At 44.7% G+C, this 14091-nt stretch carries 12 protein-coding genes, 1 other RNA gene and 3 pseudogenes; 11 read left to right on the forward strand and 5 right to left on the reverse strand.

Annotated features, from left to right (window positions below):
- Window position 1: 1 nt before the first annotated feature.
- Window positions 2-595 (reverse strand): nucleotide exchange factor GrpE, encoded by a 594-nt coding sequence (gene grpE / locus AC4OVU_RS16630; RefSeq protein WP_003863126.1) that lies wholly within the window; start codon window positions 593-595, stop codon window positions 2-4.
- 122 nt (window positions 596-717) lie between these two features.
- Between grpE and nadK the strand changes: the two genes are divergently transcribed.
- The 3 genes from nadK (at window position 718) to bamE (ending at window position 3820) form a co-directional block, all read left to right on the forward strand.
- Window positions 718-1596 carry an NAD(+) kinase gene (gene nadK, locus AC4OVU_RS16635; RefSeq protein WP_017383004.1) on the forward strand — a complete coding sequence of 293 codons (879 nt, stop codon included), beginning with the start codon at window positions 718-720 and terminating at the stop codon, window positions 1594-1596.
- An 85-nt stretch (window positions 1597-1681) separates the two neighbouring features.
- Window positions 1682-3343 (forward strand): DNA repair protein RecN, encoded by a 1662-nt coding sequence (gene recN, locus AC4OVU_RS16640; protein WP_015571579.1) that lies wholly within the window; start codon window positions 1682-1684, stop codon window positions 3341-3343.
- Between the two features lie 138 nt (window positions 3344-3481).
- Window positions 3482-3820 carry an outer membrane protein assembly factor BamE gene (bamE, locus tag AC4OVU_RS16645; protein WP_003863121.1) on the forward strand — a complete coding sequence of 113 codons (339 nt, stop codon included), beginning with the start codon at window positions 3482-3484 and terminating at the stop codon, window positions 3818-3820.
- Window positions 3821-3928: 108 nt separating this feature from the next.
- Here the strand turns inward: bamE and AC4OVU_RS16650 are convergent, their stop codons facing one another.
- Together AC4OVU_RS16650 and AC4OVU_RS16655 are read right to left on the reverse strand one after the other, a co-directional pair.
- Window positions 3929-4216, reverse strand: a complete 288-nt coding sequence (locus tag AC4OVU_RS16650) for an RnfH family protein (protein ID WP_017383006.1) — start codon at window positions 4214-4216, stop codon at window positions 3929-3931.
- A complete protein-coding gene (locus AC4OVU_RS16655; protein ID WP_220018927.1) occupies window positions 4206-4643 on the reverse strand; it encodes a type II toxin-antitoxin system RatA family toxin in 438 nt (145 codons plus the stop codon). The genes AC4OVU_RS16650 and AC4OVU_RS16655 overlap by 11 nt, the downstream gene beginning before the upstream one ends.
- Window positions 4644-4799: 156 nt before the next feature.
- On the opposite strand from AC4OVU_RS16655, the gene smpB reads away from it, so the two are divergent.
- The 7 genes and pseudogenes from smpB to AC4OVU_RS16690 all read left to right on the forward strand — a co-directional run.
- A complete protein-coding gene (smpB, locus tag AC4OVU_RS16660; RefSeq protein WP_003863115.1) occupies window positions 4800-5282 on the forward strand; it encodes an SsrA-binding protein SmpB in 483 nt (160 codons plus the stop codon).
- An 89-nt stretch (window positions 5283-5371) separates the two neighbouring features.
- Window positions 5372-5735, forward strand: a transfer-messenger RNA (tmRNA) gene (ssrA, locus tag AC4OVU_RS16665).
- A 166-nt stretch (window positions 5736-5901) separates the two neighbouring features.
- Entirely contained in the window at window positions 5902-7131 is a 1230-nt protein-coding gene (locus AC4OVU_RS16670) for an integrase domain-containing protein (protein ID WP_110292975.1), read from the forward strand.
- A gap of 282 nt (window positions 7132-7413) precedes the next feature.
- Window positions 7414-8970, forward strand: a complete 1557-nt coding sequence (locus AC4OVU_RS16675; protein WP_042100368.1) for a recombinase family protein — start codon at window positions 7414-7416, stop codon at window positions 8968-8970.
- Window positions 8960-9856, forward strand: coding sequence for a ParB/RepB/Spo0J family partition protein (locus AC4OVU_RS16680; protein WP_491928753.1), 897 nt, complete (start codon window positions 8960-8962; stop codon window positions 9854-9856). Before AC4OVU_RS16675 ends, AC4OVU_RS16680 begins: the two co-directional genes overlap by 11 nt.
- Window positions 9853-10749: a ParB/RepB/Spo0J family partition protein gene (locus AC4OVU_RS16685; protein ID WP_250304634.1), complete on the forward strand. Its 897-nt coding sequence runs from the start codon at window positions 9853-9855 to the stop codon at window positions 10747-10749. Before AC4OVU_RS16680 ends, AC4OVU_RS16685 begins: the two co-directional genes overlap by 4 nt.
- Before the next feature lie 115 nt (window positions 10750-10864).
- A pseudogene (locus AC4OVU_RS16690) lies at window positions 10865-11089 on the forward strand (integrase); the annotation flags it as partial.
- A gap of 156 nt (window positions 11090-11245) precedes the next feature.
- Here AC4OVU_RS16690 and AC4OVU_RS16695 read toward each other — a convergent pair.
- Window positions 11246-11857: pseudogene (locus tag AC4OVU_RS16695) on the reverse strand (TIGR04141 family sporadically distributed protein); the annotation flags it as partial.
- Window positions 11858-11929: 72 nt separating this feature from the next.
- Between AC4OVU_RS16695 and AC4OVU_RS16700 the strand changes: the two are divergent.
- Window positions 11930-13050 (forward strand): IS3-like element ISSen4 family transposase gene (locus AC4OVU_RS16700; protein WP_096147877.1). Its coding sequence is split into 2 segments (ribosomal slippage): window positions 11930-12188 and window positions 12188-13050, totalling 1122 coding nucleotides; the frame shifts between segments, so codons are not numbered across the junction.
- Between the two features lie 29 nt (window positions 13051-13079).
- On the opposite strand, the pseudogene AC4OVU_RS16705 reads toward AC4OVU_RS16700, so the two are convergent.
- Window positions 13080-14078, reverse strand: a pseudogene (locus tag AC4OVU_RS16705) (TIGR04141 family sporadically distributed protein); the annotation flags it as partial.
- Window positions 14079-14091: the final 13 nt, after the last annotated feature.

Below are 14091 nucleotides of genomic sequence, written 5' to 3' on the forward strand. Positions count from 1 at the left end.
GTTATGCTTTCGCTTTCGCCACGGTCACCATCGCAGCGCGAATAGTACGACCGTTCAGGGTATACCCTTTCTGCATCACGCCCAGCACGTTACCCGCGGCAACGTCTTCGGATTCCACCATCGCAATGGCCTGGTGAACGTTTGGATCCAGCGGTACATCCGTATCGGCAATCACTTCAACACCGAACTTACGCACCACATCCAGCATGGATTTCAGCGTCAGCTCAATTCCTTCAATCATCGCCGCGTTATCCGGGTTAGCTTTATCCGCCACTTCCAGCGCGCGATCCAGGCTGTCGATCACCGGAAGCAGTTCGTTGACGAATTTCTCCAGCGCAAATTTGTGCGCCTTTTCAACGTCCAGCTCGGTACGACGGCGCAGGTTTTCCATTTCCGCTTTGATACGCAGTACGCCATCGCGTTCGCGATTCTGCGCTTCTACCAACTGAGCTTCCAGGTTGGCAATTTTTTCATCGCGCGGGTCCACCTGCTCAGCAGACGTGTCTGGCTCTACTGCCTCAACTTCATCGTGCTGTTCCGTGATAATTTCTTCAGGGGCTTGCCCCTCAGGCGTTTTCTGTTCTTTACTACTCATGAATTTCTCCGCGTTTTTCTGCATTCATCTCGCTAACTTCGCTTATTATGGGGATCAGTTTCCTGGATTCAAGGGAACAAGGCAGATTGTCATCATTCATCAGGCACAAGGACCTCCAGAAAATGAATAATCATTTCAGGTGTATTGGGATCGTCGGCCATCCGCGTCACCCTACCGCATTGACGACACATGAAATGTTGTATCGCTGGCTGTGTGGTAAAGGCTATGAAGTGATGGTCGAGCAGCAGATCGCCCAGGAGTTGCAGCTTAAAAGCGTCAGAACCGGCACGCTGGCGGAAATTGGCCAGCAGGCGGATCTCGCCGTGGTGGTCGGTGGCGACGGCAATATGCTGGGCGCAGCGCGAACGCTGGCTCGCTATGATATTAAGGTTATAGGTATAAACCGTGGCAATCTCGGTTTCCTGACCGACCTCGACCCGGACAATGCGCAGCAGCAGCTGGCGGACGTGCTGGAAGGCCACTATATCAGTGAAAAACGGTTTTTACTGGAAGCCCAGGTGTGTCAGCAGGACTGCCAGAAGCGCATCAGCACCGCCATAAACGAGGTGGTTCTCCATCCCGGTAAAGTGGCGCACATGATCGAGTTCGAAGTCTATATCGACGAAATATTCGCTTTCTCGCAGCGTTCTGACGGGCTGATTATTTCAACCCCGACGGGGTCAACTGCCTACTCGCTTTCAGCCGGAGGCCCAATCCTGACGCCATCGCTGGATGCCATTACCCTGGTGCCGATGTTCCCGCATACGCTCTCGGCGCGTCCGCTGGTGATCAACGGCGACAGCACCATTCGCCTGCGTTTTTCCCATCGCCGTAACGACCTGGAGATCAGCTGCGACAGTCAGATTGCGCTCCCCATTCAGGAAGGTGAAGATGTCCTCATTCGCCGCTGCGATTACCATCTGAACCTGATTCACCCGAAAGATTACAGCTATTTCAACACATTAAGCTCCAAGCTCGGCTGGTCAAAAAAATTGTTCTGATTTTGCATCCAGCACTTTACTGTATATAAAACCAGTTTATACTGTATACAAACACAGTTATGGTTTTTCATACAGGAAAACAATTATGCTGGCACAACTGACCATCAGCAACTTTGCCATTGTTCGTGAGCTTGAGATCGACTTCCACAGCGGAATGACGGCGATTACCGGTGAAACCGGTGCAGGTAAATCCATTGCCATTGATGCCCTCGGCTTGTGCCTCGGCGGTCGTGCTGAGGGGGATATGGTGCGCACAGGCGCCGCCCGTGCCGATCTCTGCGCCCGCTTCTCGTTGAAAGACACCCCTGCCGCCCTGCGCTGGCTGGAAGCGAACCAGCTCGAAGACGGACGTGAGTGTTTACTTCGCCGCGTCATCAGCAGCGATGGCCGCTCCCGCGGTTTTATCAATGGTACAGCGGTTCCCCTTTCCCAGCTTCGCGAGCTGGGCCAGCTGCTCATCCAGATCCATGGTCAGCATGCGCACCAGCAGTTAATCAAACCCGAACAACAGAAAGCCCTGCTTGATGGCTACGCAGGTGAGTACGCGCTTACTCAACTCATGGCGGAGCACTATCGTCAGTGGCATCAAAGCTGCCGCGAACTTGCGCAGCATCAGCAGCAAAGCCAGGAGCGTACCGCGCGCGCCGAGCTGCTGGAATATCAGCTGAAAGAGCTGAACGAATTTAACCCGCAGGCGGGTGAATTTGAGCAAATCGACGAAGAGTACAAGCGTCTGGCCAACAGCGGTCAGCTGCTTTCCACCAGCCAGACTGCCCTTAATATGCTGGCGGATGGCGAAGACGTGAATTTGCAGAGCCAGCTGTATAACGTGCGTCAGCTTGTGACCGAACTGACCGGCATGGACAATAAGCTTTCTGGCGTACTGGAAATGCTGGAAGAGGCCGCGATTCAGATTTCAGAAGCCGGGGATGAACTGCGCCACTACTGTGAACGTCTGGATCTCGACCCGAACCGTCTGTTCGAGCTTGAGCAACGCATCTCCCGGCAGATTTCACTGGCGCGTAAGCATCACGTAACCCCGGAAGAGCTGCCGAATTACTATCAGTCTCTGCTGGAGGAACAGCAGCAGCTGGACGATCAGGCCGATTCCCTTGAAACCTTGTCTCTGGCGGTTAATCTGCATCATCAGCAGGCGCTGGAAACGGCGAAACGGCTGCATGACGTGCGGCAACACTATGCGCTGGAGCTTAGCCAGCACATTACCGACAGCATGCATACGCTGGCGATGCCGCATGGGGTGTTCACCATAGATGTTCGCTTTGAAGAGAATCACCTGACGGCGGAAGGCGCAGATCGCGTAGAATTCCGCGTCACCACCAACCCGGGCCAGCCTTTGCAGGCGATTTCGAAAGTGGCTTCCGGCGGTGAACTGTCGCGTATCGCCCTGGCCATTCAGGTGATTACCGCCCGTAAAATGGAAACCCCGGCGTTGATTTTCGATGAAGTGGATGTGGGTATCAGCGGCCCGACCGCGGCCGTTGTCGGCAAACTGCTGCGTCAGTTAGGTGAATCGACGCAGGTCATGTGTGTGACTCACCTGCCGCAGGTCGCCGGTTGTGGTCATCACCACTTTATCGTCAGCAAGGAAACCGATGGCGAAATGACGGAAACGCACATGAAGCCGCTGGATAAACGCTCACGCTTGCAGGAGCTGGCACGCCTGCTCGGCGGCAGTGAAGTCACCCGCAATACGCTTGCGAATGCGAAAGAACTGCTGGCGGCATAAACTTTTTCGGGATCTCAGGGTCATACAGAACAACAAAAACGCCGCCAGACCGGTTTCAAAGTGGGGCAAGGTCTATTATCATCGGCATATTACATATGAGCCGCGTACTGCTCGGGCCCGAAAAGGAATCAAATCACTATGCGCTGTAAAACGCTGACCGCTGCCGCAGCGGTTCTTCTGATGTTGACCGCAGGCTGTTCCACTCTGGAGAAAGTGGTTTACCGTCCTGACATCAACCAGGGGAACTACCTTACCCCCAACGATGTGTCCAAAATCCGCGTGGGTATGACACAACAGCAGGTCGCTTATGCCCTGGGAACCCCGATGATGTCCGATCCGTTCGGCACAAACACCTGGTTCTATGTATTCCGCCAGCAGCCTGGTCATGAAGATGTGACCCAGCAAACCCTGACGCTGACCTTCAGCAGTGCCGGCGTGCTGACCAACATCGACAACAAGCCTGCCCTGACCAAATAATCAGGCGTCAGCAACGCAAAAAGGTGCTCATTGAGCACCTTTTTTGTATCTGAATTCTTACGCAGAATCGTAGTCCCGGTAAGCGAAGCGCCACCGGGGGAGAAAGCGTTACTTACCCGATTTCTCCGCTCGCTGACGGCGCAGCTCTTTCGGGTCAGCAATCAGCGGGCGATAAATCTCAACCCGATCGCCATCCTTCAGCGCATCAGCAAGCTTTACCGGACGGCTATAAATGCCGACTTTATTCTTCGCCAGGTCAATATCACGGCGAAGTTCAAGGATGCCGGAGGCCCGGATAGCCGCCTCAACGGTGGCACCCTCTTCAAGCATCACGCGCTGCAAATACTGCTTCTCCGGCAGCGCATACACCACCTCAACAGCAATCTTATGCGACACTGTAAACCTCTTTGGCGCGGGTGGTGAACGCCTGAACCATATTCGAGGCCAGCTCTTTAAAGATACGGCCAAACGCTAGTTCGATCAGCTTATTGGTAAATTCAAAATCCAGATGAAACTCAATGCGGCAGGCGTCAGCGCTCAGTGGCGTAAACTTCCACCCTCCCATCAGTTTTTTAAACGGACCATCCACCAGATGCATCAAAATACTCTGATTGCTCGTCAGGGTATTGCGCGTGGTTAACGTTTTGCTGATCCCCGCTTTGGAGACATCCACGGCCGCAGTCATCTGCGTCGGGCCGGATTCCAGCACCCGGCTACCGGTGCATCCCGGAATAAATTCCGGATAGGACTGAACGTCGTTCACTAACTGATACATTTGTTCCGCGCTGTAGGGAACAAGCGCGGTACGGCTAATCTGAGGCATAGCATTTTCCATGGTCACACAACAGACAAATAATAACATTTATCACCTGTTAAAAAAACGCTAAGCCTTATCTCGTGCTAAGATAGCGCGTTAGACCTCACAGGACGCAATGAGGTGACTTTTTAAAATCAGATTACCGACGGCTTTACGACACTTATGACGAAGAAAAAAGCACATAAACCTGGTTCGGCGACCATTGCGCTTAACAAGCGTGCTCGCCACGAGTATTTCATCGAAGAAGAATTCGAGGCCGGCCTTGCGTTGCAGGGCTGGGAAGTAAAATCGCTGCGTGCCGGGAAAGCCAATATCGGCGACAGCTACGTGATCCTGAAAGACGGTGAGGCCTTCCTGTTCGGCGCGAACTTTACGCCGCTGACCGTCGCCTCTTCACATTACGTCTGCGATCCTACCCGCACCCGTAAGCTGCTGCTGAACAAGCGCGAACTGGAATCCCTCTACGGACGCATCAACCGCGAAGGCTTCACCGTGGTGGCGCTCTCTTTGTACTGGAAAAACGCCTGGTGCAAAGTGAAAATCGGCGTGGCGAAAGGTAAGAAACAGCACGACAAACGTACTGACCTGAAAGCACGCGAGTGGCAGCTCGACAAAGCACGTATCATGAAAAACGCAGGACGTTGATTCTGCGCACTTATTGTACTATTCAATAAGTTAGCGTTTCGGGCTGGTGTCGAGGAAGTAAAATCTGGTATACTGAGTTCAACACTATTGGGGCTGATTCTGGATTCGACGGGATTTGCGAAACCCAAGGTGCATGCCGAGGGGCGGTTTGCCTCGTTAAAAGCCGCAAAAAAATAGTCGCAAACGACGAAAACTACGCTTTAGCAGCTTAATAACCTGCTAAGAGCCCTCTCTCCCTAGCTTCCGCTCTTAAGACGGGGATCAAAGAGAGGTCAAACCCAAAAGAGATCGCGTGGAAACCCTGCCTGGGGTTGAAGCGTTAAAACTAATCAGGCTAGTTCGTCAGTGGCGTGTTTGTCCGCAGCTGGCGTGCGAATGTAAAGACAAACTAAGCATGTAGTACCGAGGATGTAGAAATTTCGGACGCGGGTTCAACTCCCGCCAGCTCCACCAAATATTGATGTACTGAAGTTCAGTAAAGTCTACTAAGCCCGCACAGCACAAGCTCTGCGGGCTTTTTTACGTCTATTGTAGTCTAGTAAGAATTGCTGAGAACTTCGAGTTATGGCACCCTGAATGGGACCCACGAAAAAGGGTCCTAAAATTGAGGGTCCCAAACATGGCCAAAATCGCTAAGAAACTCACTGACACTGAAATCAAAAGCACCAAACCTGCCGAGAAAGAGGTTAACCTTTTTGACGGCGATGGTTTGCTGTTGCGAATCGCTCCCTTGGCGAAGGGAGGGAAGAAAAAATGGTATTTCAGATATGCAGTGCCTGTGACCAAAAAGCGAACTAAGGTGAGCTTAGGAACCTATCCTCACCTTACACTTGCGAAGGCACGAGCTTTACGTGATGAATACTTGTCGTTGCTTGCAAATGGTATAGACCCCCAAGTTCATAACACCCAAAAAACCAATGCACTGAAAGAAGCCACGGAACATACATTTCAAGCAGTAGCCAAGAAGTGGCTTGATGAGAAAGTCAAAACGTCAGGCATCTCCCAAGATCATGCTAACGACATCTGGCGAAGCCTAGAGAGAAATATCTTTCCCACATTGGGTGATACCCCCATTAAGGAGATTCGCCCTAAAATGCTTAAACAGCATTTAGAACCTATAGAAAAACGAGGTGTCCTTGAAACACTTCGCCGCATCATATCCCGCCTGAATGAAATTTTCCGCTATGCAGCAACAGAAGAACTCATAGAATTCAACCCGGCAGACAATCTGGGGCAACGGTTCAGCAAGCCAAAAAAACAGAATATGCCAGCATTACCCCCTTCCGAACTCCCTCGCTTCCTGGTTGCTCTAAACAATGCTTCTATCCGTTTGGAAACAAGGCTACTGATTGAGTGGCAACTTCTCACATGGGTTCGCCCAGGTGAAGCTGTTCGCACAAGATGGTCAGATATTGATATTGAAACTGGCATGTGGAACATCCCGGCGGAGTTTATGAAAATGAAGAAGCCTCACAAAGTTCCACTGAGCAAAGAAGCTTTGCGAGTTTTGGATTTAATGAAAGCCATCAGTGGGCATAGAGAGTGGGTTTTCCCCAGTATCAAAGCTCCACTCAATCACATGCATGAACAAACAGCTAATGCGGCCATAATCCGTATGGGTTTCGGAGGTGAGCTTGTAGCTCACGGTATGCGATCAATCGCCAGAACGGCTGCGGAGGAGTCTGGCAAATTTAGGACTGATGTCTTAGAAGCCGCCCTTGCCCACTCGAAGAAAGATGAAATAATTGCAGCCTACAATCGTGCAGAGTATCTCACAAAACGGGTGGTTCTCATGCAGTGGTGGAGTGACTTTGTTTCGTCTCAAAAATACAAAATTATTGCCGCATAACTCTTCCATGATGGGTTAACTATCTTGATTTAGTTAAAGAATTAATAATCATACTATTAACCTATGTGGACTAAGCATAGCCATTTACGAATCGATACCTTGAGGCCACATAACGAAAGCTGTCGGTCATATCAGCTAAATAATTCACATCTCTTCTCGATTATCATACACCTTGAAGATTTACTAAATTCGCTCTAATCAATGATAAAACAGTTGAATTTGGTTAAAAATTGATCAATTTTATCCTCTACATTGTATTGAATCATCCATGAGGTTTCGTGCATGGCTAGCGAAAATGATAAAAATCATAAAGTTAGGGTCGCACAGTACTTGAGGATGTCTACCGACCATCAGCAATATTCTTTACATAATCAGTCCGAATATATCAAAGATTATGCTGAAAAGAACAATATGGAAATCGCTTATACCTACGATGATGCAGGTAAGAGCGGAGTCAGTATCATAGGCCGGCATTCTTTGCAGCAGTTACTTAGTGATGTAGAACAAAAGAAAATAGATATACAGGCTGTATTATTTTATGATGTGAGCCGTTTTGGTCGTTTTCAAAATAGTGATGAAGCTGCATATTATTCCTTTCTATTTGAGAGAAACGGTGTAGATCTTATATACTGTTCTGAACCTATTCCCACTAAAGATTTCCCTTTAGAGTCTTCTGTTATACTGAATATAAAAAGATCTAGTGCCGCATATCACAGCAGGAATTTATCAGAAAAGGTATTTATAGGGCAAGTAAATTTAATAAAGCTTGGTTATCATCAAGGCGGAATGGCTGGTTATGGGCTGAGACGTCTTTTAGTAGATGAAAATGGCATAGCTAAAGAAATATTGGGCTTTCGCAAAAGAAAGAGTATTCAAACAGATAGGGTGATATTAATTCCGGGACCAAAAAATGAGATAAAAATTGTAAATAGCATCTATGATCTCTTTATAGATGATAACATGCCAGAATTCATTATTGCTGAGAGACTAAATGAACAGAATATACCTGCAGAAAATGGAACATTATGGACTCGTGCAAAAATACATCAAATCTTGACAAATGAAAAATATATTGGAAATAACATATATAACAAAACCTCATCTAAACTAAAAAGTAGGCTTGTAAAAAACCCCAAAAATGAATGGGTTAGATGCGACAAGGCATATAAACCCATTATTTCAAAGAAAAAATATAATAAAGCTCAAGAAATAATTCAGCTCCGATCCGTACATTTGACTAATGATGAGCTTTTAGAAAAGCTAAAACAAAAATTAGAATCTAATGGAAAACTATCTGGCTTTATCATTGATGAAGATGATACAGGCCCTTCATCTTCTGTTTACAGAACCCGATTTGGTGGTCTTTTAAGAGCATATACTTTGATTGGTTATAAGCCAGAACATGATTACAGCTATATCCAAATAAATGAAGCACTAAGATCATTTTACTCAGGCATAATTGAGGATTTTAAGGGGGAAATTTTAAAAAGCAACTGCTATATAGACGAATATAAATATGCACCAATGCTTTACATCAATGATGAGCTTTTAATTTCCGTGCTTATTACTAAATGCACACCTATGAAATCGGGTAAACTTAGATGGAAAGTCCGGTTTGATAACTCACAGAAAGCAGACATAACAATTGTTATACGAATGGATTCACAAAATATTTCACCACTTGATTTTTATATCATACCAAAGATTGAAAACGAATATAGTAAAATGTGTATGACGGAAACAAACAACATTCGATTAGATCTGTATAGATTTGATAATCTGGATAAACTTCTACAAATTATTACTCGCATGAAAGTGAGGGAACTATATGCTGCCTGAATCAAATGAATTCCCAATAATCCAAATTGAAATTGCCAAAATAAAATTTCTTAACCCGCGAACTAGAAATAAGGTAGTGCATGAAGAAATTAAGGAAAGTATAAAAAAAAGAGGATTAAGCAAGCCTATAAGCGTAAGAGCAATTGATGAAGACGACTTCAAATATGCTTTAATTTGTGGCCAAGGGAGAATAGAGGCTCTCGTTGCATTAGGTGAAACCATTATTCCAGCAATTATAAGAGATGTATCAGAAGAAGATGCTTATGTTATGAGTTTGGTTGAAAACATTGCAAGGAGGAGACCACGTTCCAATGAGTTATTACAGATAATAAAAGATATGAAAAACAGAGGACTTTCAGACTCCGAAATAAGTGAGATTACTGGGTATTCATCGAACTGGGTGAGCAGTATAAATATGCTTCTTGATAAGGGAGAGCATAAACTTCTCTCTGCAGTCGAACGAGGGAATTTACCTCTATATCTCGCAGTGCAATTTGCAAGATGTGAAACTGAAGAAGCACAAGATATTCTTACCGAAGCATATGATAAAAAATTAATAAAAAGCCGGGACATTATAAAGATAAAACACATTCTAAATCAGCGAACAATAGGGAATAAAGGTGCAAAAGCAGCCGGGTTTTATTATCACAAACCATCAAAAAGAATGACTGCTGAAGAGTTAATTGAGCTTTATGAAAATAGTGTCGCTGAACATAAATCTGTTTATAACAACTCTAAATTTATTAAAACTAATTTGCTGATAGTAAATGAGATCTTTAACATCATAATGATGAATAAAAGCTTTCAAAATATACTTGAACAAGAGAATCTATCAGAACTGCCATCTCAAATCCTCAATCCAATAAACAAAGAGGCATCAAAATGATTCAGATACGTTTTGGCGACAATTTTATTTATTTAGAAACTAACAAGTTAATTCCCTCTAAGGAATTGTTAGAAAATGTAAAGTTAAGTCATAAATATCATCAAATAGTTACCTCTATTGAAAGCTTAGGTATTATTGAACCAATAATAGTGTTCTATGACAAAGATAAAGATGCCATTAAGATACTCGATGGCCATTTGAGGGTTGAGGCTTTAAAAGACTTAGGCATACAAAAAGCTCCATGTATACTTTCGAGCATAGATGATGCGTTCACTCCTAACAAACAAGTCAATCATATAAATGTAGTTGAAGAACATAGAATGATAATCAAGTCCTTGGCAAAAGTTTCAATTGAAAAACTTAGTGCTGCTTTGGGAATATCTATTGATGCTATAAAAGATAAAGCTAATGTGATGAACGGTATAGATCCAAGTGTAATTGCGAAACTTTCTGATAAACCTATACCTAAGGCTACATTTGATGTTTTGAGGAAAATGAAGCCAATTCGTCAAATTGAAGCAGTCGGTACAATGATTAATTTTGATAATTATAGTAAAAAATTTGCAATGAGCATCTTGGATGCTACACCGGCATCAATGATAGTAAATAAAGGGAAAAACACTCCCTATAAAAAGGACATAAAAAAAACCATACTTCGTCTGGAACAGGAAATGGCAACAACTTCGGAAGAAACAAAAAAACTTCAAACCGAGTATGGTTCAGATATGTTGAAATTCGTGATAATCCAGTCATATATTAATAAATTACTGGGTAACTCTAAAGTTCTTCATTGGTTCTTGGAAAACGAGGTTGATTATCTTAATGAGTTAAAAAGAATTTCGAAAATTAATTCTTTAGATGATAAGACTCTTGCTGAAAACAGCCAGTCATAGGTATGGTTTTATATATCCGAAATAAACCATGAAGTATACTTACACAACCATAATGGCTTCTCTTAGATATTAGCATAAGTAGGCAGTATAAGCCGTAATCATTCGAACGGTTTAAGGAGGTGAACTTATGGTTAACAGAATGAGATCTATTGTGAGAACGGCGACAGACGAATCTGGTAAGTTCAGGACTGGTGTCTTAGAAGCGGCCCTTGCCCACTCGAAGAAAGATGAAATAATTGCAGCTTACAATCGCCCGGAATATCTGGCAGAACGAGTGATTCTCATGCAGTGGTGGAGTGATTATGTCATTGCTCAAAAATTTAAAGCTATTGCGGCATAACAACTCTATAAGGGGTTAAATCTCCCAGCCCCTTATCCACCAAGACATAAACCTTTTTTGACACCACTTTGTTCTAAACCAAGATACATGGGCTGTAACTTACAAAAGCGATTTTCTGCATGAACTGGCAAACGTCTCTGGCATTGAAAAATTTATTTAAAGCTTGTTCTTTTGTGGTTTACATAGCTTCTTTTTATAAATATCTGGGTCCACAGCAATTTTGCAGATCCTGACCTCATACCCAAAATTGGTAATACTCTTGTGGAAATTTTTCAAGTTTACTTTAGAAAACAAAGGTAAATCTTCGGGAAGATTTTTATTAGAAGCTATGGCGAAAACTAGTTTATATTTTTTAGCATCTGGTCTATTTATATGATCGGCTAATTTTATATGAGCAGGTAGTTTCTCATTAAGTTTGCCTCGAAATTCAGAGTCACTTATAAAAAGTTCAGAACCTATAAATCCTTGTGAAAAAAGATGGCTCATACTTTGCGAACCAGTATAATATTTTACATGGATAAAATCTGATTGACCTCTGATAAGATCACAAAATTCAATCTTACTTTTACCACCACCATGATGAATGAATTTCTGATCCATGTGTGTAAAGGAATTATCATTTTGGCAAAGTTTTTTATTATAATCCTCCTCTCGTTTATATGAATATACAGGGAATTTATCCGACTCCTCATAATGAATTATTTTTTTCATTTCATCATCAATAGTCGATACAAAATTCCTATCTGCAACATACCATATAGAGTCTCGATGACCTGCTCCCCGTTGATTAGTACACCCCGATGTTAGTAATGTCTTCATAAGCCACATGAGGACATCCCCATGAAGAAGCGTTTTTCCGACGAACAGATCATCAGTATTCTCCGCGAAGCCGAAGCTGGGGTACCCGCCCGTGAACTCTGCCGCAAGCATGCCATTTCCGATGCCACGTTTTACATCTGGCGTAAGAAGTATGGCGGTATGGAGGTGCCTGAAGTTAAGCGCCTGAAGTCGCTTGAGGAAGAGAACGCCAGACTCAAGAAGCTGCTTGCCGAAGCCATGCTGGATAAAGAGGCGCTTCAGGTGGCTCTTGGGCGAAAGTACTGACGACAGACCAGAAGCGGGAAGCCGTGATGTTGATGTGTGATGCGACCGGTCTGTCGCAACGTCGTGCCTGCAGGCTTACAGGTTTATCCCTGTCGACCTGCCGCTATGAGGCTCACCGTCCGGCTGCTGATGCGCATTTATCAGGGCGCATCACTGAGCTGGCACTGGAGCGCAGGCGTTTTGGCTACCGTCGTATTTGGCAGTTGCTGCGCCGTGAAGGGCTTCATGTTAATCATAAGCGCGTGTACCGGCTTTATCACCTCAGTGGCCTGGGCGTAAAACGCAGAAGACGTCGTAAAGGGCTGGCAACAGAACGTCTGCCGCTGCTCCGTCCGGCGGCGCCCAATCTGACCTGGTCGATGGATTTCGTCATGGACGCACTTTCCACCGGTCGCAGGATCAAGTGTCTTACCTGCGTCGATGATTTCACAAAGGAATGCCTGACGGTCACTGTTGCCTTTGGGATTTCAGGCGTTCAGGTCACGCGTATTCTGGACAGCATTGCACTGTTTCGAGGCTATCCGGCGACGATAAGAACTGACCAGGGGCCGGAGTTCACTTGCCGTGCACTGGATCAATGGGCCTTTGAGCATGGTGTTGAGTTGCGCTTAATCCAGCCGGGCAAGCCAACGCAGAACGGATTTATTGAGAGCTTTAACGGACGATTTCGCGATGAATGTTTGAATGAGCACTGGTTCAGCGATATCGTTCATGCCAGGAAAATTATTAATGACTGGCGGCAGGATTATAACGAATGCCGCCCGCACTCCACGCTGAATTATCAGACACCGTCTGAATTTGCAGCGGGCTGGAGAAAGGGTCATTCTGAGAATGAAGATTCCGACGTTACTAACTGAGTGTTGTATCTAATCGTGGGGGCAGGTCATCGAAGAATATAGTTCTGATCACCTTCTTTTATCTCGGCATAGAGGCACCTATATAAAGACCATTTTTTTATCGATTCAAAATCGGCATTCAAAACATGCAGGTAATTTTTTTTGAGTTCATCAACAGTGACTTCAGTTTTCTTACCATCAAAATAATCACAAACATGGTATATTGATAAGGTTTCATGAATGAATCTTTGTCTCTTATCAAAGCAATAGCCTATTTGATTTTCCCAGTCTACTATTTCTGGCTCTCCAAGCCATAAATCATTGAAGTCTTTTTCCTTTATCCGATCAATCAAAAGCGAATCCAATATCTCAACTTCTTGTTCATCAGCCTCCTTGATATTGTTAACCCATTCGAATTCTTCAGGAAGAGGTAATAAGTAAATAGAGTCTATTTTGGTCAATAGTGCTGGAATAGCCTTCAATTCAATATCCGGCATGATCACAAAAGCATCTTTGCCAGTAATTTTACTTCCTAAAATATCTTCTGTCGAAGTGCCTGTGAGAGTTGTGAGAATATCCATCTCAGAATCTATTTTTAGGTTGTATATATCGACTTCTTTACTGCTCTGACTGCGAGTTAACAGGTTCGTTTCGTTGTGACTGCCTTTATCTAAACTGCGAATTTTTTTATGTTCTATACTATTAAGAGTTGTTTTAAGCCCAAATCCTTTGACAATGCTGCCATCATTGATTAAGTGATGACCGGTTCCAAAGGGAATAAGATATCTGGAATTGTTAGCTTCAATAACTAATACTGCTCCTGTGCTACTATTCATACCGAAGAAATCAGGTTCTATGCCAGGATTTTGGTCCATAAAAAAGGTGGTCCATTCAGGAGGTTTTGGGTCCATGTACTCCTTTACATATAGATATGCTCGTGCATCCTCCATCTCGAATTCAACAGGTCTTTTGACCCTTTCCAAATTCAAAACCTGATCAATATCATCGCTAAACCTTTTTGTTTTATAAATAGAGAGTTTTATCTTCATTCTATTTTACCTA

It is taken from the genome of Enterobacter sp. 6722112 (genome assembly GCF_058661685.1).